The 19,684-nt window shown below is 65.2% G+C and carries 19 protein-coding genes; 11 read left to right on the top strand and 8 right to left on the bottom strand.

Going from position 1 to position 19,684, the window contains the following annotated elements; genetic code table 11:
* The first annotated feature begins 448 nt into the window (after positions 1-448).
* Positions 449-751: a c-type cytochrome gene (locus OGR47_RS12385; RefSeq protein ID WP_165051792.1), complete on the top strand. Its 303-nt coding sequence runs from the start codon at positions 449-451 to the stop codon at positions 749-751.
* A complete protein-coding gene (locus OGR47_RS12380; protein WP_165051790.1) occupies positions 751-1,125 on the top strand; it encodes a GtrA family protein in 375 nt (124 codons plus the stop codon). Before OGR47_RS12385 ends, OGR47_RS12380 begins: the two co-directional genes overlap by 1 nt.
* 138 nt (positions 1,126-1,263) lie before the next feature.
* On the opposite strand, the gene hemF is transcribed toward OGR47_RS12380, so the two are convergent.
* From hemF to OGR47_RS12365, 3 genes are all read right to left on the bottom strand, one after another.
* A complete protein-coding gene (gene hemF / locus OGR47_RS12375; protein WP_165051789.1) occupies positions 1,264-2,175 on the bottom strand; it encodes an oxygen-dependent coproporphyrinogen oxidase in 912 nt (303 codons plus the stop codon).
* Positions 2,176-2,222: 47 nt separating this feature from the next.
* Positions 2,223-2,930, bottom strand: coding sequence for a hypothetical protein (locus OGR47_RS12370; RefSeq protein ID WP_165051786.1), 708 nt, complete (start codon positions 2,928-2,930; stop codon positions 2,223-2,225).
* Between the two features lie 112 nt (positions 2,931-3,042).
* On the bottom strand, positions 3,043-3,528 hold the full coding sequence (locus tag OGR47_RS12365) for a tRNA (cytidine(34)-2'-O)-methyltransferase (protein WP_165051784.1): 486 nt from the start codon (positions 3,526-3,528) through the stop codon (positions 3,043-3,045).
* A 280-nt stretch (positions 3,529-3,808) separates the two neighbouring features.
* Between OGR47_RS12365 and petA the strand changes: the two genes are divergently transcribed.
* From petA to OGR47_RS12350, 3 genes are all read left to right on the top strand, one after another.
* Positions 3,809-4,342 (top strand): ubiquinol-cytochrome c reductase iron-sulfur subunit, encoded by a 534-nt coding sequence (gene petA, locus OGR47_RS12360; RefSeq protein ID WP_165051782.1) that lies wholly within the window; start codon positions 3,809-3,811, stop codon positions 4,340-4,342.
* Positions 4,343-4,405: 63 nt separating this feature from the next.
* The gene (locus OGR47_RS12355) at positions 4,406-5,644 is read left to right on the top strand and encodes a cytochrome b (protein WP_165051779.1); all 1,239 of its coding nucleotides are present in this window, start codon (positions 4,406-4,408) and stop codon (positions 5,642-5,644) included.
* Positions 5,645-5,678: 34 nt separating this feature from the next.
* Positions 5,679-6,530, top strand: coding sequence for a cytochrome c1 (locus OGR47_RS12350; protein ID WP_165052016.1), 852 nt, complete (start codon positions 5,679-5,681; stop codon positions 6,528-6,530).
* 110 nt (positions 6,531-6,640) lie between these two features.
* Here the strand turns inward: OGR47_RS12350 and OGR47_RS12345 are convergent, their stop codons facing one another.
* Positions 6,641-7,273 carry a MarC family protein gene (locus OGR47_RS12345; RefSeq protein WP_165051777.1) on the bottom strand — a complete coding sequence of 211 codons (633 nt, stop codon included), beginning with the start codon at positions 7,271-7,273 and terminating at the stop codon, positions 6,641-6,643.
* Between the two features lie 155 nt (positions 7,274-7,428).
* Between OGR47_RS12345 and OGR47_RS12340 the strand changes: the two genes are divergently transcribed.
* On the top strand, positions 7,429-8,727 hold the full coding sequence (locus OGR47_RS12340) for a homoserine dehydrogenase (RefSeq protein WP_165051775.1): 1,299 nt from the start codon (positions 7,429-7,431) through the stop codon (positions 8,725-8,727).
* Positions 8,728-8,746: 19 nt separating this feature from the next.
* On the top strand, positions 8,747-9,742 hold the full coding sequence (locus OGR47_RS12335; RefSeq protein ID WP_165051773.1) for a fructose-bisphosphatase class II family protein: 996 nt from the start codon (positions 8,747-8,749) through the stop codon (positions 9,740-9,742).
* Here OGR47_RS12335 and OGR47_RS12330 read toward each other — a convergent pair.
* Positions 9,736-9,897, bottom strand: coding sequence for a hypothetical protein (locus OGR47_RS12330; RefSeq protein WP_165051771.1), 162 nt, complete (start codon positions 9,895-9,897; stop codon positions 9,736-9,738). The two genes, OGR47_RS12335 and OGR47_RS12330, sit on opposite strands and share 7 nt — an antisense overlap.
* A gap of 193 nt (positions 9,898-10,090) precedes the next feature.
* On the opposite strand from OGR47_RS12330, the gene OGR47_RS12325 reads away from it, so the two are divergent.
* Genes OGR47_RS12325 through guaA form a run of 3 tightly spaced genes read left to right on the top strand, consistent with a single transcriptional unit; the run spans position 10,091 to position 13,316 of the window.
* The gene (locus tag OGR47_RS12325; RefSeq protein ID WP_165051769.1) at positions 10,091-11,380 is read left to right on the top strand and encodes an RsmB/NOP family class I SAM-dependent RNA methyltransferase; all 1,290 of its coding nucleotides are present in this window, start codon (positions 10,091-10,093) and stop codon (positions 11,378-11,380) included.
* 51 nt (positions 11,381-11,431) lie between these two features.
* Entirely contained in the window at positions 11,432-11,710 is a 279-nt protein-coding gene (locus tag OGR47_RS12320; protein WP_165051766.1) for a hypothetical protein, read from the top strand.
* A 4-nt stretch (positions 11,711-11,714) separates the two neighbouring features.
* Positions 11,715-13,316, top strand: coding sequence for a glutamine-hydrolyzing GMP synthase (gene guaA / locus OGR47_RS12315; protein WP_165051764.1), 1,602 nt, complete (start codon positions 11,715-11,717; stop codon positions 13,314-13,316).
* Between the two features lie 345 nt (positions 13,317-13,661).
* Here guaA and OGR47_RS12310 read toward each other — a convergent pair whose 3' ends face one another.
* From OGR47_RS12310 to OGR47_RS12300, 3 genes are read right to left on the bottom strand one after another with little or no spacing between them, the layout of a single operon-like run.
* The gene (locus OGR47_RS12310) at positions 13,662-14,642 is read right to left on the bottom strand and encodes an alpha/beta fold hydrolase (RefSeq protein ID WP_165051762.1); all 981 of its coding nucleotides are present in this window, start codon (positions 14,640-14,642) and stop codon (positions 13,662-13,664) included.
* A gap of 50 nt (positions 14,643-14,692) precedes the next feature.
* A complete protein-coding gene (locus tag OGR47_RS12305; RefSeq protein WP_165051760.1) occupies positions 14,693-17,824 on the bottom strand; it encodes an efflux RND transporter permease subunit in 3,132 nt (1,043 codons plus the stop codon).
* Entirely contained in the window at positions 17,821-18,930 is a 1,110-nt protein-coding gene (locus OGR47_RS12300) for an efflux RND transporter periplasmic adaptor subunit (RefSeq protein ID WP_165051757.1), read from the bottom strand. The genes OGR47_RS12305 and OGR47_RS12300 overlap by 4 nt, the downstream gene beginning before the upstream one ends.
* Before the next feature lie 86 nt (positions 18,931-19,016).
* Between OGR47_RS12300 and OGR47_RS12295 the strand changes: the two genes are divergently transcribed.
* Positions 19,017-19,625 carry a TetR/AcrR family transcriptional regulator gene (locus OGR47_RS12295; protein ID WP_165051755.1) on the top strand — a complete coding sequence of 203 codons (609 nt, stop codon included), beginning with the start codon at positions 19,017-19,019 and terminating at the stop codon, positions 19,623-19,625.
* Positions 19,626-19,684 lie beyond the last annotated feature (59 nt).

The following is a 19,684-nucleotide window of genomic DNA, read 5'->3' as shown; positions in this document are numbered from 1 at the left end:
TAGGCTGAGCAAGCCTTCGCCCGTCTTCGCGCCAGAAGAGGGCGCGCATAAAAAAAGGCCGCGTTCCCGGCCTTTTGGACCAGCACGCGTCCCGAATGCCTGTCTTGCAGGCGGCGAGCGGGCGCGCCCGGCTCGAAAGTCGAGGTCTGTCTAGACGAGAATGACGCGAGTGTGAAGGGGCAGGCAAGGCGCGGCGGCCGGAAGGACGCCCGTCATTGCGAGCGAAGCGAAGCAATCCAGAGCGTCATCTCGGCTCTCGATTGCTTCGTCGCTTTGCTCCTCGCAATGACGGGTTATTCAGCGCAAAGCCTGTGGAAAACCCTGGTCGTGTGGCTTGAGCGTCTGCCAGACGCCGCGCGGCCGCGTCGGCGCCGACGGCTATGCGGGCCTTGCGCGGGCGCTCGCCTCCGGCTCATAAGCGGCGCAGAGCCATTCGGAGAAAGTTTTCATGAGGTCGACCGCCGTCTGCGCCGCGCTTTTATGTCTTCTCGCCGCTCCGGCGCGCGCCGAGCAGAAATACGACCTCGCCAAGGTCGTCGCCGAATGCGCCGCCTGCCATGGCCCCGACGGCGTGGGCAACGACGTGGAAATCCCCAATCTCGCGGGTCAGCACGACCGCTATCTCTACCTGCAGCTTCAGCACTTCAAGTCGGGCCGGCGGCCGCACAAAGAGATGCGCTATGAAAGCCGCCATCTCACGGACGACGAAATGCAGGACCTCGCCCGCTATTACTCCCAGCTTCCGCGCTGATGGTCCGCCAGCTCGCAACCTATGCTTCGGTCGGCGTCGGCGCGACGCTCGTTCATTACGCGATCCTGATCGCGCTGGTGGAGGCGGGCGGCTGGGCGCCGGTGCCGGCGGCGCTGTGCGGCTATGTGGCCGGCGGGGTCGTGGCCTATGTCCTGAACCGCCGCCATACTTTCGCGAGCGACCGCCCCCATGCCGAGGCGGGCTGGCGCTTTGGGCTGGTCGCCTTTGTCGGGTTCTGCGTGACTTACCTGCTCATGAGCCTCTTCGTGGAGCGGCTCGGCGCGCCCTATCTGCCGGCGCAGGCCGTGACGACGGTGCTGGCGATGTTCGTGACCTATGCGCTCAACCGGGCGTGGACGTTTCGGGTGAGCTGAGGCAGGCTCAACGCCGTCATGCCCGGCCTTGTGCCGGGCATCCACGCCGGGCGGCGATGACGACGACTGACCGAGGCCGGCGCGTTTGCCGCGTGGATGGCCGGGACAAGCTCGGCCATGACGGAGTGAGGGCTTAGGTCAGGGCCACTTCACGGTCGGCGGCATGGACGAGAGGATCGAATCCACATTGCCCCCCGTCTTCAGTCCGAAAATCGTCCCGCGGTCGTAGAGCAGGTTGTATTCCACATAGCGGCCGCGCCGGATGAGCTGCTCTTCCCGTTCCTCGGGCGTCCAGGGCGAGGCGAAGTTGCGCCGCACCAGCTCGGGATAGATCGCCAGGAAGCTTTCGCCGACGTCCCGGGTGAAAGCGAAATCCTTGTCCCAGCCGCTGTTGGCCGGATCGCCCGCGCTATTGAGATAATCATAGAAAATGCCGCCGATCCCGCGCGGCTCCTTGCGATGCGCGAGGTAGAAATAGTCGTCGCACCATTCCTTGAAGCGCTTGTAGTCGGCGATGGGGTGGCGCTCGCAGGCCCCGCGCATGGCCGCGTGGAAGTCGACCGAATCCGGGTCTTCCTGCGTACGGCGCGCGTCGAGCACGGGGGTGAGGTCCGCCCCGCCGCCGAACCAGGCTTTGGCCGTCACCACAAAGCGCGTGTTCATATGCACGGCGGGGACATTCGGGTTCCAGGGATGGGCGATGAGCGAAATGCCGGTCGCGTAGAAGCGCGGGTCTTCGGCGGCGCCCGGAATCTGCTTGGCGAATTCCGGCTGGAAGGTGCCGAAAACCGTCGAGCAATGGACGCCGGCTTTTTCGAACACCCGCCCGCGGATCATGCCCATGCGACCACCGCCGCCAGGGGCGCCATCGTGATTCTGCCGCTCCCAGGGGGTGATCTGGAAGCGCCCTGGCGCGATCGTCTCGGCGAAGGGGCCCGTAGCCTCTTCTTCCAGCGCCTCGAAAGCCGCGCAAATGCGCAATTGCAACGCCTCGAACCACTCGCGCGCGGCTTTCTTGCGTGTTTCGAGCTGATCTTGCGCGACGTTCATGGGCCTCTCCCTTTTTGAGGCTCAAAAACGCCGCGCGCCGCGCCTTGTCAAATAGGCGGTTGCTCGGTCGCGATTTTCAAATTCCTCGCGCGCCCGCCGGGAGTTTCCGCAGGCAAGGCGACGGTCGTCAGCCCGATCGTCAGATATTCGACGATCGCCGTGCGAATGTTCCAGCCGCGGCCGGTGAGCGTCGCCCGGTAACAGGAGCGCGGCGCGCCGATCGTCCATTCCTTCTTTTCCGCCTTCGCCGTCGCCATGTCCCGCATGACGGCGGCCTTGTCCTCGGGAGAGGCGGAGAGCGTGACGAAGGCCATGCGCTCCAATTGCTTGTCGATGACCCGCGACTCCTGCATCTCGTCAGTCGCGCGCTCGAAATCGCAAAGCTTGGTCTGGGCGCCCACGTTGAGCAGCCGGGCGAACCATTCGGGCCGCAATTCCCGCAGATCCGCTTTCAGCGTCGCAGCCATCTCCCGGTCGTCTTTTTCGAGCGTCTTGTAGATCGATAAAGAGCCCAGCACGTCCGGCGCGCCGAAGACGACTTTCAGATTGACGAATTCGACGGACTGAACCTGATTGATGCGACCCAAAAGGTCGTCCACGCTCGATTTAAGCGTGGGGAACTCCACGATGAGGAACACGACGCCGGCGCCGAAAAGGAGCGTCATGAGGACGCCGTTCAGAAATTTCAGCAGCCGCTCGAAAATATCCAGGGTCGCCTGAACCTTCGGAGCCTCTTCTTTTTTCTCTTCAATCACTTTTTCCTCCCTGATCGCTCATGAAGGTCGCTTTGAAATTGGCGGTCGATGGCAATCTAGGTCAGCGGGCCGCCGCCCGACATGCGGCGGCGCACAGGGAGATAACGCCTGTTCACTCGGTTTGGTTGCCGCCGATCTGCCGCAGCGCCTCACCGACGACCATGGCCGCGGAAACCGCGACATTGAGAGACCTCGCCTGGGGCTTCATGGGGATCGTGACGGCAAGGTCCGCCGCAGCGAAGACGCCGTCCGGCACGCCGGCCGATTCGCGCCCGACCATGAGAATGTCGCCGGACTCATATTTGCTGGCCGTGTAGGGCAGGTCGGCGCGGGTGGAGAGAAGAATGAGCCGTCGGCGCCGACCCTCGGCGGCCTGCGCGGCCCGCCAGGCCTGAAAGGCGTCGAAGGAGGCGTGCCGGAGAATTGTCACCAGGTCGAGATAATCCATCCCGGCCCGCCGAAAGGCGGCGTCCGTCACCGGAAACCCCGGCGGGCCGATGATCGCGGCCTCGACGCCCAGACAGGCGCACATGCGCAGCATCGTTCCGGCGTTTTGGGGGATATCCGGTTGATAGAGTGCGAGCGCGAGCGGCGGCATGAAGGTCGATCCTGCGGAAAGTCAAAGCTTTGCGGCAAATCGCCGCGATTGTGCGCTGCGAAGGGAAACGGCGAAAAATCCCGGCTTCCGCTTGTGGACATGATGGCGGAATGGCGCCACATAAGCCGCGCGCGGACGGGGTTCAACCGTTGCGCGCCGCACCGGCGCCGCCGCCACGGGGTAGCGCAAGCTGCGAAAAAGTGGAACGATTGCTGCGAGTGGAGCTTGCGCTTGCCAGCCGAGCGCTCTTTATTCGCAGCGATTGGGAAGAGGTCAGGGCGTGAGCAGCAAGAACGTCACCGAAAATACGCCGGCCGAGCCGAGCCGTCGAGACATTCTCTATATCGCGACGGGCGCGGCCGCGACGGTCGCCGCCGGCGGCATGGTCTGGCCGCTGATCTCGCAGATGAATCCCGACGCTTCGACCCTGGCGCTGGCCTCCACGGAAGTGGATTTGTCCTCCGTCGCCGTCGGCCAGATCGTCACCGTCAAATGGCGCGGCAAGCCGGTCTTCGTGCGTCGCCGCACGCCGGAGGAAATCAAGGCCGCCGAGGACACGCCGCTCGCCGAACTTCCCGATCCCCAGCCCGATTCCAAGCGCGTCCAGAAGCCTGAATGGCTCGTGGTCATCGGCGTCTGCACCCATCTCGGCTGCATTCCGACCGGCAAGGCCGGCGAATTCGACGGCTGGTTCTGCCCGTGCCACGGCTCGACCTATGACGTCTCCGGCCGTATCCGCAGCGGCCCGGCGCCCTCCAACCTCGAGGTGCCGCCCTACGCTTTCGTCAGCGACAAGAAAATCAAGATCGGATAGGCCGAGCGCCTTTCCGCATTTCTCGCGTCCTTCGTCGCCATCGATCCATTCGAGAAAGTTCCAATGAGCGGACATTCCCAATACACGCCCAAAAGCGGCTTCGCCCGTTGGCTGGAGCGCCGGCTGCCGATCATCAGCTTCATGTACGACTCCTTCGTCGCCTATCCGACGCCGAAGAACCTGAACTACATGTGGACCTTCGGCGCCATCCTCTCCTTCATGCTGGTGGCGCAGATCGTCACGGGCGTGGTGCTCGCCATGCACTACACGGGCGAGACGACGCTCGCCTTCGACTCCGTCGAAAAGATCATGCGCGACGTGAACTGGGGCTGGGCGCTGCGTTATGCGCACGCCAATGGCGCCTCCATGTTCTTCCTCGCCGTCTATCTCCACATCTTCCGCGGCATGTATTACGGCTCCTACAAGGAGCCGCGCGAGGTGCTGTGGATCCTCGGCGTCCTCATCTTCATGGTGATGATGGCGACGGGCTTCCTCGGCTATGTCCTGCCCTGGGGCCAGATGTCCTTCTGGGCCGCGACGGTGATCACCAACCTATTCTCGGCGATCCCGGTGGTGGGGACCGCGATCACCACCTGGCTCCTCGGCGGCTATTCGGTCGATAATCCGACGCTGAACCGCTTCTTCGCCCTGCATTATCTCTTGCCCTTCATCATCGTGGCGATCGTCGCGCTGCATGTCTGGGCGCTGCATGTGACGGGACAGAACAATCCGACCGGCGTCGAGGTGAAGGACCTCAAGAAGGACACCGTGCCCTTTACGCCCTATGCGACGCTGAAGGATGGTTTCGCCATCGGCGCCTTCCTCGTGCTGTACGCCTGGATGATGTTCTTCGTGCCGAATTATCTCGGCCATCCGGACAACTACATCGAGGCTAACCCGCTGGTGACGCCGCCGCATATCGTGCCGGAGTGGTATTTCCTGCCCTTCTACGCGATCCTGCGCGCCATCCCGAACAAGCTCCTCGGCGTCATTGCGCTGTTCCTGTCGATCCTGATCACCATGGCTCTGCCCTGGCTCGACACGTCGAAGGTGAAGTCGGGCAGCTTCCGGCCGCTCTTCCGCAAATTCTACTGGGTCTTCGTCGCGGTGTGCGTCGGACTCGGCTATCTCGGCGCGCAGCCGGCGGAAGGCGTCTATCTGTGGCTCGCCCGCATCTTCTCCTTCTACTATTTCCTGCATTTCATCGTGATCCTGCCCTGGCTCGGCAAAGTCGAAACGACCGAGCCCGTGCCGGAGTCGATCGACGCCGCCGTCGCCACGGGGAAGACCGCCCATGCTTGACGCGCGATCCTTCTTTGCACTCAAGGACTCCTCGATGAAGCGCAGTTTTCTGTCTTTCCTTTCGGGCGCGGCCCTGCTTGCCGGGGCGCTGGCGGGCGCGCCTGCCTACGCCGAGTCCGGGCATCACGAGAAGAAGCCGGAGGTCCATAGCTGGAGCTTCGCGGGCGTCTTCGGCAGCTACGACAAGGCGCAGCTGCGCCGCGGCTTCAAGGTCTATAAGGAAGTCTGCTCCACCTGCCATTCGATCAAAATGCTGGCCTTCCGCAATCTGAGCCAGCCGGGCGGACCAGAGTTTTCCGAGAAGGAAGTCGCCGACCTCGCCGCGACCTACAAGGTCAAGGACGGTCCGAACGACACGGGGGATTATTTCGATCGCCCGGGGCGGCCGAGCGACCGCTTCCCGCCGCCCTTCGCCAATGAGCAGGCGGCGCGCGCGGCGATGTCGGGCGCCTATCCGCCGGATATGTCGGTCCTCGCCAAGGCGCGCGGATATGGGCGCGGCTTCCCGACCTTCCTCTTCGACGCGCTGCCGGGCTTCTCCTATCAGGAGCATGGCGTCGACTACATCGCCTCGCTGCTGAAGGGCTATGGCGAGGCGCCGCATGGGATGAAAATCCCCGACGGCCAATTCTACAACGCCTATATGCCCGGCAACCGCATCGGCATGCCGCCGCCGCTCTCCGATGGCGCGGTAACCTATGACGACGGCGCGCCGCAGACCGTCGACCAATACGCCAAGGACGTCACGGCCTTTATGATGTGGGTGGCCGAGCCGCATCTCGACGCCCGCAAGCATATCGGGCAGGCAGTGCTCGCCTTCCTGTTCGTATTCGCCGTGCTGCTCTATTTCACCAAGCGCAAGATCTGGTCGAACGTGGCGCATTGAGCACGTAAGACATCCGTTCATTGCGAGCGAAGCGAAGCAATCCAGAGCGTCATCCTGGCTCTGGATTGCTTCGTCGCTTCGCGCCTCGCAATGACGGCGCGGGGCGCCCATCAAGACAACAGACTCCGGGTCCCGTCGACGACATATTGCACGGCGAGCGATGCGAGAAGCACGCCGATCAGCTTTTCCATCACCACGCTCACCGAGGCGCCGATCAGGCGCTCCACGCTCGTCGCCAGGCGGCAGACCGCCCAGCACAGCGCCAACACCACAGAAATCGCGCCGATGAGCGTCGCGAGCTGGAGCGGGTCGCCATGCGCTTCGCCAGCGATGAGCAGAGTCGCGGTAATCGCGCCGGGGCCAGCCATCAGCGGGATCGCCAGTGGAAAGGCGGCGATGTGGCGGGCGCTCTCATCGATCGCCTGGGCCGCCGTCGCCGCGTCGCGGCCGATCCGCACGCCGATCACCATCTCCGAGGCGATGGAAAAGAGCAGCAGCCCCCCGGCGATGCGGAAGGCGGGCAGGGTGATGCCCAGCGCGCGCAGCAGCGCCTCGCCGCCCAAGGCCGCGCCCGTGAGGATCAGAAAGGCGTAAAGGCAGGCCCGCAGCGCGATTTGTGCGCGCGCCGCCCGGGTTTCACGCGCCGTCGCCGCGAGGAAGATGGGCGCGAGACCGGCGGGCTCGACGACGACCGCAAGCGTTACCAAAGCCGCTAGAAAGTTGCTCCAGTAGATGGCGGCCATCGGTGGTCATCCCGCTTGCTGGCTTCTCTTTAAGCTAGGGCGCTCGCGCGCCCTTTTTGCGGCGCTTCCTTGATCCCCTCTACGGAATCGTGCACAAGGCTGCACCCTAAGGCCCGGTCTTTCCGGGCGGCTCAGTCTTTCCCGGAAGGGTCGAAATGTCGGAGATTTTGCGCGTCGGCATCGCGGGGCTCGGAACCGTCGGCGCGGCGGTTGCGCGGCTTCTCCAGCGTCAGGAGCAGGCGCTCACGGCGCGCACCGGCCGCCGCATCGTCGTCACGGGCGTTTCGGCGCGCGACGCGGGCAAGAAGCGCGACGCCGATTTCTCCGGCGCGGAATTTTTCAGCGATCCGGTCAAGCTCGCAACCTCGGAGACGATCGACCTTTTCGTCGAGCTGATCGGCGGCTCGGAAGGCCCGGCGCGCGCCAGCGTCGAGACGGCGCTCGCCCATGGCAAGCCGGTCGTCACCGCCAATAAGGCGCTGCTCGCCGCCCATGGGCTGCATCTGACCCAGCTCGCCGAGGAGAAACGCGTCGCGCTCTCCTTCGAGGCCTCGGTCGCTGGCGGCATTCCGATCGTCAAGACGCTGCGCGAGGGCCTCGCCGGCAATTCGATCGAGCGCGTCTATGGCATTCTCAACGGCACTTGCAATTACATATTATCGCGCATGGAGCGCGAGCAGCTTTCCTTCGAGGCGTGCCTGAGCGAGGCGCAAAGGCTCGGCTACGCCGAGGCGGACCCGACCTTCGACATCGGCGGCTTCGACACCGCCCATAAACTCGCGATCCTCACCTCGCTCGCCTTCGGGACGCGCATTTCGGCGCAGTCGATCGACATCGAGGGCATCGAGCGGGTCACGCTCGCCGACATCGAGGCGGCGGACGAGCTCGGCTTCCGCATCAAGCTTCTCGGCGTCGCCCAGCGCACGGCGGAGGGCATCGAGCAGCGCGTGCATCCGACAATGGTGAGCAAGAACAGCGCAATCGCCCAGGTGATGGGCGTGCTCAACGCCGTCACCATCGACGCCGACGCCGTACATGAGCTCACTCTTGTCGGTCCCGGCGCCGGCGGCGACGCTACTGCGTCCGCCGTGGTCGCCGACATCGCCGACATCGCCAAGGGCGTGCGCTCGGCGCCTTTCGGCCTGCCGTCGAGCCAGCTCACAGAGCTGAAACGCACGCCGATGCGCCGGCACGAGGGCGGCTATTACATCCGCATGTCGGTGAAGGATGTCGCCGGCGCCTTCGCGAAGATCGCGACGCGCATGGCCGAGCGGCAGATTTCGCTCGACAGCATCATGCAGCGTGGCAGCCGCGGCGCGCCCGGCGCCTGCGTCGACGTCATCCTCATCACCCATGCGACGAGCGAACATCTGGTGCGCGAGGCGCTGGACCTGATCTTCCAGGACGGGACGATCGTGTCGCGCGCCCAGGTAATCCGCATCGAGCGGGAATAGCACGGCGCGGAGAGCGCAAATGTCACAATCCTCCAGATTGGACCCTGCGGCGGTGGAGCGTCTGCTGACGATCGAGCTGGCGCGCGCCACCGAGCGCGCCGCCGTCGCCGCCGCGCGTTGGCGCGGCCGTGGCGATGAAATGGCCGCCGACCGCGCCGCCGCCGCGGCGATGCGCGAAGAGCTGGCCCGCCTGCCTGTGCGCGGCCGCGTCGTGATCGGCGAAGAGGAAAGCGGCGATTCCGCCGGGCTCCACGTCGGTCTGGAGATTGGCGCCGTCTCAGGCATGCGCGTGGAGCTGGCCGTGGCGCCGCTCGAAGGGGCGACGCTCTGCGCCAAGGACCAGGCGGGGGCGATTGCGATCGCCGCGGCCGCCTCGTCCGGGGCCCTGCTCCATGCGCCCGACTGCTATATGGACAAGATCGCGATCGGCCCCGGCTATCCCGAGGGCGTCGTCGATCTCGACCGCGACCCGGCCGAGAATGTCCGCGCCTTGGCCGAGGCCAAGGGCGTGACCACGGGCGAGATCACCGTCTGCGTGCTCGATCGTCCGCGCCACGCCCAGATCGTCTCCAAATGCCGCAAGGCCGGCGCCTGCGTGCGGCTGATCACCGACGGCGACGTGGCGGGGGTCATCTTCGTCACAAACCCGGAAGAGACGGGCGTCGACATGTATCTCGGCTCCGGCGGCGCGCCGCAGGGTGTGCTGGCGGCGGCGGCGCTGCGCTGCGCCGGCGGGCAGATGCAGGGGCGCCTCGTGCTGGAGACCGCCGAGCAACGCGCCTGCGCGCTGCGCCATGGGCTGGCGGACCTGCGCAAGAAATATGGCGTGGCCGACATGGTCACTGGCGACGTCGTCGTCTGCGTCACGGGCGTCACGGACGGAAGGCTGGTCGGCGGCGTCGTTTTAGACAAAAGCGGGATCGAGACCGAGACGCTGGTCTACCGCTCGGCGACCGGCACCGTCCGGCGGATCGGAGCCCGGCGGAGGCCGGGCGCCTTTTTAAGCCTTCAATAGGTTCGGCCCGTTTCGAGCTGCGTCTTGGCGTCCAGCTTGCGCTTGGGCGGCGGCGGAATATCCGGCGGCGGGGGCGGCTGCGTCGCGCAGGCGGCGAGCGACAAAGCAAGAAGCGAAGCCAGAAGCGGCAGGGCGCTTTTCTTTTGCGATTTCATGATTGCAATCCGATGACAGGCGCATGTTGCGCCGCAGCGAAGTCAACTTGGCCATAAAGTCCGAATTGTGGCGCTTGCGCTCGCCGCATTGCAATCGGCCGGCGCGCATGGGAGGAGAGGCCCCCATGGCGCGCAAGCCCTATCTCGAAAAGCGCCGCCATTTCCTTTATCCCCGGGAAGCCGAACCTCCGCCATGATCCCTGCCGCCCATGTTTCCGCCGCGATCGAGATTCTCGACGATCTCGCGCAGCGCCGCCGCCCCGCCGCCGAGGCGTTGAAGGATTGGGGTGCGTCGCACCGCTTCGCCGGCTCGAAGGATCGCGCGGCGATCGCGAGCCTTGTCTTCGACGCGCTGCGCAAGGCCGCCTCCGCCGCCTGGATCATGGGCGCGGATTCCCCCCGCGCGCGCATGCTCGGCGCGCTACGCGAGGCGCGCGGCATGGACGCCGCGGCGATCGCTGCGCTCTGCACGGGCGAACGCCATGCGCCGCCCCCGCTTACCGACGACGAGCGCGCGCGGCTGGAGACGGCGACGCTGGACGGCGCGCCCGACCATGTGCGGGGGGATTACCCCGAATGGCTCGCCGAGCGCTTTGCCGCCGCCTTCGGAGACCGCGCGGCGGAAGAAGGCGCGGCTCTTGCCGCCCGCGCGCCGGTCGATCTGCGTGTGAACATCCTCAAGGGCTCGCGCGAGCAGGCGCTGGCGAAGCTCTCCCATTTGAATCCGCAGCCCACGCTGCTGTCGCCCATCGGCCTGCGCATCGACGCGGGTCAGGGCAGGGGGCCGGCGCTTTCCGCCGAAACCGCTTATGTGAAAGGTTTCGTCGAGCCGCAGGACGAAGCCTCGCAGCTCGCCTCGCTTCTTTGTGCGGCGGCGCCAGGCGAGCAGGTTCTCGACCTTTGCGCCGGCGGCGGCGGCAAGGCGCTGGCGCTCGCCGGGCAGATGCACAACAAGGGGCAGCTCTACGCCTATGACGCGGACGGCCGCCGACTCATGCCGATTCACGAGCGGCTGGAGCGGGCGGGGGCGCGCAATATCCAGGTGCGCCAGCCCAAGGGGCAGGCCGATGTGCTCGCCGATCTCGAGGGGCGCTGCGACCTCGTGCTGATCGACGCGCCCTGCACGGGGACGGGCACCTGGCGGCGCCACCCCGACGCCAAATGGCGCCTCGCCCCCGGCGCGCTGGAGCTGCGGCTGAAAGAGCAGGCGGCTCTGCTGGAGCAGGCCATGCGCTTCGTGAAGCTCGGGGGGCGGCTCGCTTATGTGACATGCTCGCTGTTGCGGGATGAGAATGAGGGGCAGGCGGCGGCGTTTCTGGCGTCGCACTCCGAGTTTGCGGCGCTGTCCGGGGAGGAGATGGCGGAGCGGGCGGGGTTGTCCGACCTTGCCCGCTTTGCTTCGCCACTTGGGGCGGGGTTGCGCCTCTCGCCGGCGACGAGCGGGACGGATGGGTTCTATGTTTGCGTGATGCGGCGGGGGTAGGCTCCGTCGCCGAGCTCCGCCGCAGAGCTCCACCGCGACAGCCTCCGCGACGTGTGGTTTGCGAATAACGGCTTTTCAGTCTTGCGCGTGACCGATGCGGAGGTTTACGCAGAGTTCGAGGGCGTGCTGGAGAAGATCTACCGGCGCGCAGAGGAGAATTTGCCCCCTCCTTGTCCCTCCCCCGCTAAAGCGGGAGAGGGGACGCTCGCGATCAGCGAACTCGATGGAGGCGACGATCTACCCCCCTCTCCCGCCATAGGGCGTCGAAAGACGCCCGTCTTTCGACGGGCTAAGGCGGGGGAGGGTTGGGGAGGGGGCCTTACAAAGTGAAACCATGACCGCCACCGAGACCTTCCACCACGACATCGCCGACCGCCACGACAAGGTGCTCATTGTCGACTTCGGCTCGCAGGTCACGCAGCTCATTGCGCGGCGCGTGCGCGAGGCGGGGGTCTATTGCGAGATCGCGCCGTTCCAGAACGCCGAGCGCGCCTTCGCCGACATCCGCCCCAAGGCGGTGATCCTCTCCGGTGGCCCGTGCTCGGTGACGGACGACGGCTCGCCGCGCGCGCCGCAGGCGATCTTCGACTCCGGCGTTCCCGTTCTTGGCATCTGCTATGGCGAACAGGCAATGGCCGTGCAGCTCGGCGGTCACGTCGAGGGCGGCCATCATCGCGAATTCGGCCGCGCCGAGATCACCGCTTTGGCGCAGAGCGCGCTCCTCGATGGCGTCTGGGAGAAGGGGGCCTCCGCCACCGTCTGGATGAGCCACGGCGACCGCGTGACGAGGCTCCCCGAGGGCTTCAGCGTCATCGCCGCTTCCGAGAACGCCCCCATGGCGGCGATCGCCAATGAGGCGCGCCGCTATTACGGCCTGCAGTTCCACCCGGAGGTCGTGCATACGCCGGACGGCGCGAAGCTTCTCGCCAATTTCGTGCATAAGGTCGCGGGGCTTCGGTCCGACTGGACCATGGCCGCCTTCCGCGGCGAAGCCATCGCGGCGATCCGCAAGCAGGTTGGCGACGGCCGCGTGCTCTGCGGGCTTTCCGGCGGCGTCGACAGCGCCGTCGCGGCGGTGCTCATTCACGAGGCGATCGGCGACCGGCTCACCTGCGTCTTCGTCGACCACGGCCTGCTGCGCCTCGGCGAGGCGGAGGAAGTCGTCAGCCTCTTCCGCGACCATTACAACATCCCGCTGCACCATGTTGAGGCCGAGGAGCTGTTTCTGGGCGCGCTGGAAGGCGTCGATGACCCGGAAGTCAAGCGCAAGACCATCGGCCGGCTCTTCATCGAGACTTTCGAGGCGGAAGCCAAGAAGATCGCGCAGGACGGCCGCGGCGCGCCGCAATTCCTGGCGCAGGGCACGCTCTATCCGGATGTGATCGAAAGCGTCTCCTTCACCGGCGGCCCGTCGGTGACGATCAAATCCCATCACAATGTCGGCGGCTTGCCGGAGCGCATGAATATGGCGCTGGTCGAGCCGCTGCGCGAGCTCTTCAAAGACGAGGTGCGGGCGCTCGGCCGCGAGCTCGGCCTGCCGGAAGCTTTCGTGGGGCGTCATCCCTTCCCGGGTCCGGGCCTCGCGATCCGCTGCCCCGGCCTCATCACGCGGGAGAAGCTCGATATTCTGCGCAAGGCCGACGCCGTCTATCTCGACGAAATTCGCAAGGGGGGGTTGTACGACGAGATTTGGCAGGCCTTCGCCGCGCTGCTCCCTGTGCGCAGCGTCGGCGTGATGGGCGACGGCCGCACTTACGATTACGTGCTGGCGTTGCGCGCCGTGACGTCGAGCGACGGCATGACGGCGGATTTCTACCCCTTCGACATGGCGTTTTTGGGCCGTGCGGCGACGCGGATCATCAATGAGGTGACGGGGGTGAATAGGGTTGTCTACGACGTGACGTCGAAGCCGCCGGGGACGATCGAGTGGGAGTGAGGGGGTAGTAAAAACGGCGGCTGTAGAGTGCAGAAGAGGGCAGGGATCGGTCTTTCCGTGCCGAACGTCATCGGTAGACTGTTGCGGCTCTTTTTCCAGTTCCGACCCCGTGCAAAGGCGTTCACCGTCTATAATCCGGTCCGATTGCCGGATCTGCTCGCGGCGGGAGGAGCCGAGAGGCCGAGGGGAGCAGGGCGCCTCACTTCCCGAGCCCAATCAACCCGCCGAACCATCCAATAAAAGCGGCTCACCCAAGCCGAGCTGCTTTTTATACAACTGCTAATCCCAGGCGTGCGCGCCCCGGAGAAGCGAGCCCAGACGAAGGCGGCGCCGAAAGGCAAGTCTTCACGACGAAGCCTTTCCAACAAGCGGCGCCTGAAAGGCGAACAAATGCTCGATGACCGCATCTGGCCTGTCCAGCGGCAGGAAGTGCCCGCCATCCTCGACGGTCGCCATTTTTGCGCCGGGCACGATTTGACGATCATGTTCGCGTTCGTCACGCCGCGACCAGTCGCGGGCGCCCCAGAGGAGCAGCACAGGGATCTTGATATTCGAATAGGCATTGGTCGCCGTTTCCCAGCTTTCGGCGTTGCGGAGCAGAGCGAGGAAGGCGCGATAATGGCCTTTGCGGTTGCCGACGAGATACATTTCCTTCAGCAGCTCCGGCGGAATCCGTTCCGGCTTGGCGACGCCACCCTCGAGCGCTGATTTCATGATCACGAATTGGCGCAGACGCATCACTGTGTCGCCGAGGATCGGCACATCCGCCAAGGCGACGAAAAGGCGCGCGAGAAATGAGCTGCGCGCCATCCCGCGCCCCTTGGCGTAATCATAGGGATTGATCGCTACGACGCGCGACACCCGCGGATTGTTGCGCGCCGCGAGAATGAGAGCGATCGAGGCGCCGATCGAAACGCCGGCGAGCGCCACGTCATGTAGATCCAAAGTTTCCAGAAAGCCTTCGATCGTCTCGACGAAATAGTCCGCGTCGTATTTTGCGGCCGGTATGTCGGAGTAGCCGTGACCGGGATAATCCACCGCATAGACGGTGAAACTTTTTGCAAGATCGGGAACGACCTTCTCGAAGAGGTCGAGTTGCGTCCTCAGCGTGTGCAAAAGGACTAGCGCAGGGCCGTCGCCCGTCTTGATGAAGCGAAGGCGGACGCCGTTGACGCTGACATACCGGATCGGGATGTCCGGCGCCCAGGAGAGGCGCGCCGGAGTTGGCGGGACAGGCCGCATCTCCTCGACGAGGAGCGAAAGAGGCACGATCGCCGCCGACACGACAACGAAACCGAGCAGACCGAAGATCACATCGTTCAACATGGCGTTCTCCTATGAGAGACGACGCGGTTTCTCTCCTGCGTCACCGAATGCTAGCGACCATCGAGCGCAGGCTCGACGTCCGTCATTTGCAGGTCGATTCGCTTGCCCGAAGAGGCGTGCGCCTGGACGTCGTCTGCACTTGGCTCGATCCGGAACCACGCGGCGTAGAGCGCAGGCAGGAACAACAGGATCAGCGCCGTGCCGACCGCTGTGCCGCCAATCAGCGTATAAGCCATCGATCCCCAGAAGACGGAGTGCGTGAGGGGGATGAAGGCCAGCACGGCGGCAAGCGCGGTCAGGACCACGGGCCTCGTGCGTTGCACCGTGGCTTCGATGACGGCGTGATAGTCGTCGAGGCCGGCGGCGCGGTTCTCCTTGATTTGCTCGGTCAGGATCAGCGTGTTGCGCATCAGTATGCCCGCCAGTCCGATCAGGCCGAGAATAGCGTTGAATCCGAATGGCTGGTTGAAGGCGAGCAACATGGGCACGACGCCGACGAGTCCCAGCGGCGCGGTCAGCATGACCATGCCCATCGTCGAGAAAGATCGCACCTGGAGCATGATGACGATCAGCATGGCGGCGATCATGGCCGGGAAGATCTTGCCCAGCGCGACATTGGCCTTGGTCGCCTCCTCGATCGAACCGCCGGTCTCGATGCGGTAGCCGGACGGAAGAGATGCGATCAGCGGCTCAAGGGCCGTCATGATCTGTTTGGACACCTCTGGAGGCTGGTTCGCCTCATTGACGTCGGAGCGGATCGTGATCGCGGGCGTGCGATCGCGGCGCTTTAGGATCGGCTCTTCCAGACGAATTTCCGAGTGACCGATCTGATCGAGGGGAATCTGGCGGCCGTCCCGGCTCATCAGTGAGAAATCCGCCAGACGCGTCGGGTCCAACCGCTCGCCGCCGGCGCTGCGCGCCACGATGGGCACATTGCGGATATCCTCGCGGACCTGCGTGACGGAGATGCCGGTGAGGAGGAATTGGAGCTGCTGGCCCACCTCCGCTGGCGAGAGACCGATGAGGTTCAGTCGGTCCTGATCCGGGATGAAGCGAAGCACGGGCGTGCGATTGCCCCAATCGCGGTTCGCTTGCCGCACGTCAGGCACGCTGCGCATGAGACCGAGGGCTTTTTCGGAGATCGCGTATAATTGCGCCGGATCAGGCCCCATGACCCGGAACTCGACCGGGAAGGGCGTGTAGGGTCCGAACACGAGCTGAGTGACGCGCACATGGGCCTCAGGCGCCAGCCCCTGCGACACCGCCGCTCGCAGCCGGCGCTTCAACGCCTCGCGCGCCTCTGCGTCCGGCGTCAGCACGACGATCTTGGCGAAGGCGGGATCGGGCAGTTCCGGCGACATCGCGAAGAAGAAGCGGGGCGCGCCCTGACCGACATAGCTCGTGACGATCTTGGCCTCGGGCTGGCTGCTCAGCCAATGTTCGAGCTTCTCGACCGTGGCGGTCGTCGTCTCGATGCTGGCGCCGTCCGGCAGGCGAACCTCCACCAGAACTTCGGGGCGATCGGATGTCGGGAAGAACTGCTGTTTGACGGCGCCCATGCCGGCGCCGGCAAGCGCGAAGGCGATGCCGACAATGCCGCAGGTTACGAACTTGTGGCGCACGGCGAATATGATGAGCCGTCGCAGACGCTGGTAGTTCGGCGTGTCGTAGATCGCGTGGCTGCCGCCTTCGATTGGTTTGAACGCGGGCAGCATCTTGACCCCGAGATAGGGCGTGAAGACCACCGCGACGATCCAGGAGACGATGAGGGCGAACCCCACGACCCAGAAGATGTTGCCGGCGTATTCGCCGGCTGACGAGAGCGCGAAGCCCACCGGCAGGAAGCCGGCGATCGTCACCAGCGTGCCGGACAGCATCGGCGCCGCAGTATGGCTCCACGCATAGGCCGCCGCCTTGATGCGGTCCATGCCCTCTTCCATTTTCACCACCATCACCTCGATGGCGATGATGGCGTCGTCGACGAGAAGGCCGAGCGCCAGGATGAGCGCGCCGAGCGTGATGCGGTCAAAGAAGCGGCCGGTTTCCAGCATGATCAGGAAGACGACGGCAAGCGTCAGAGGCACGGCGGCCGCCACGACGATGCCGACGCGCCAGCCGAGGCTGAGCAAGCTCACCAGCAGCACCACGCCGAGCGCCATCGCGAATTTCATCATGAATTCGTCAACCGCCGAGGTGATGTTGACGGCCTGGTCGCTGACCTTGGCGAGCGTCATCCCGAGCGGCAGCGTCTGCGCGATAGCTGCGGACCTTTCCTCCAGCGCCTTGCCGAGCGCGAGACCATCCCAGCCCTCCTGCATAACCGCCGCGAGCATGATGGTGGGCTCGCCTTGATGCCGAATGAGGTAGGTGGGCGGATCCTCGTAGCCGCGGCGGACCTCGGCGACGTCGGAGAGCTTCAAAGTCCGCCCCGCAGCCACGATCGGCGTGTCGGCGATCGCCTGCACGCTGTCATAGGCCCCGTCGATCCGGATGAAGACCTGCGGCCCCTTTGTGTCGATCGAGCCTGCCGGCGTGACAGTGTTCTGCCTCTGCAAAGCGGCGACGATATCCTGCGCCGACACGCCGAGGGTCGCCAGTTTGGCGTAGGAAAACTCAACGAATATCTGTTCAGGACGTTCGCCGAGGATATTGATCTTCTTGACGCCAGCCACGTGCAGGAGGTCCTGGCGAATGGTCTCGGCTTGCCTTGCGAGCTCGCGCATCGGCATGCCCTTCGCCTTGAGAGCGTAAAGGCCGAAGCTCACGTCCGAATATTCGTCGTTGACGAAGGGGCCGAGCACGCCGGACGGCAGCTTGCGGGCTTCATCGCCGAGCTTTTTACGGGCCTGGTAGAACTCCTCCTGCACGCGCGACGGCGGCGTGCTGTCCTTCAGCGTGACCGTCATATAGGCATAACTTGGCCGCGTGGTCGTCTCCACGCGGTCGTACCAGGTCAACTCCTGAAGCCGCTTCTCCAACGGTTCGGCGACGAGGTCCTGCATCTCGCGCGCCGTCGCGCCCGGCCATACCGTCGTGACCGTCAGGGTCTTGATGGTGAAGGAGGGGTCCTCCGCCCGCCCGAGCATGACAAAGGCGTAGGCGCCCGCAGCCGCCAGCAGGAGAATGAAGAAGAGGGTGACTGCCCGTTCGCGAACGGCGATCGCAGAGAGATTGAAGTTCATTGGGCGCCCCTGCTTTCAGACGCAGTCCGGACGCGCGCGCCATCTTGCAAAAGATGCGCGCCGAGCGAGACAACCGGGTCGCCAGAGCTCAGGCCGTAAATCACAGCGGTTTCACTGGCCACGCGCACAAGCTTGACGGGTCGAAAGTGTACGGTCGAGGTGGCGCTGTCGAAGACCCAAACGCCGGTCTTCCGGCCGTCATCGAACACGGCTCCCAGCGGCACCTGGACTTCCGGCCGAGTAGCCTTGCTCGCCAACCGAATGGTCACCGTCGCGCCAAGGGGCGCCGCCGAAGCCGCGCCGTCGAGCACGTAGCGCGCCTCGTAAGTACGGGTCTGACCGTCGGCGGAATCCGACAACTGCCTCAGATGCGCCGTATAGCGGCGCCCGTCGCCCCCATACACGCTGGCCTCGGCCGCCGAGCCGATCGCCGGTCGGATCGTTTCGGGAAGCGCGACCACCGCTTCGCGGGGGCCGGCTTGGGCAAGTCGAGCGACGGTCTGGCCGGCGGAGACGACCTGTCCCGGTTCGCCGAGCGTTTCCATTACCGTTCCATCGGCGTCCGCTACCAGGACGGAATAGGCCGCCTCGTTCTCGGAGACCCGCGCCTCGGCTTCGGCGGCGGCGAGTTGCGCCTTGGCTGAATCCGACGCGGCTTTTGCCTGCTCGTAGCGCTGTCGGGTAGCCCATCCTTCGCTTAGCAATTTGGCGTATCGCCGCTCATCCGGGACCAACTGACTGACGGAGGCGCGCGCCGCTGCGACGGCGTTGCGCTTCGCGGTGAGCGCATGGCGAAGGTCGGTTTCGTCGATCCGCATCAGCGGTTGGCCGGCTTTGACTTGCTGCCCGGCATTCACAAGCCGTTCCACGATCTTACCGGCGACGCGAAAGCCGAGATTGCTTTGCACCCGCGCCCCGATGACGCCCGTAAAGCCACGTTCGGATCCGGTCACCCGCGTCGCCGTCTCCAGCCTGACGATCGGAGGCTCCTGCCTCGGGTCGCTCATGGCGGAGGCGACCTGCGTGCGCATGGAAACTGTGGCGAGCGCGACCGCCCCCGACACCGTGAGAAGGCCCCCCAGCACAACAGCGGGTCTCTTTTTCATTGCCCGTCTCCTCAAACAAAAATTAGATTGTGCTCGAACTCTATCTCGTATAGATTTCGAGTGCAATCTAAAAATGGAGGTCGGGGATGCGCGTGAGTCGCACTCAGGCGGCGGAGAACCGCGAGACAGTAATCAATGTGGCGAGCCGCCTCTTTCGGGAGCACGGCTTTGACGGCATCGGCCTGAAGGATCTGATGAAGGGCGCCGGCCTGACCCAAGGCGCCTTTTACAAGCAGTTCGCGTCGAAGGAGGACTTGGCCGCGCAGGCGTCCAGGCGGGCCTGGGAAAGCGCCTTCAACCGATGGTCGGCGGCGGTCGCGGCCGAACCAGAGGATCCGCTTGGCGCGGTGATGGCGTTCTACCTCAGCATGGGCCACCGCGAAGAAAAGATGGACGGCTGCCCGCTTGTGGCGCTCGGCTCGGACGCCGCGAGACAGGGCGCCGAAGTGAAGGCGTCATTCGAAGCCGGCGTGAAGGCGATTCTCGACGTCCTCGACCACGCGATCGCCCAGACCAACGGATCGGAGCCCAACGCCTCGGACCCCAAGAGCGAGGCCATGGCCGTTCTCTCGACGATGGTTGGCGCCCTGACGCTATCGCGCGTCGTCAACGACCCCGATCTCGCTCAGGCCTTTTTGGATGCGGCGGCCAAACAGATTCGCGAAGTCGTTGCTGCGCCGGAACGCGGGCGCTGATCGCAGGCGCGTCGTGACCGCCCCGTTCCGCCTCTGAACTCGCTCCGACGAAACTGCCA

Source organism: Methylocystis sp. MJC1 (assembly GCF_026427715.1).
In the GTDB taxonomy this organism is placed as follows: domain Bacteria; phylum Pseudomonadota; class Alphaproteobacteria; order Rhizobiales; family Beijerinckiaceae; genus Methylocystis.
Note: the sequence above shows the minus strand (reverse complement) of the source record. Positions and strands in the feature narration are given on the sequence as shown.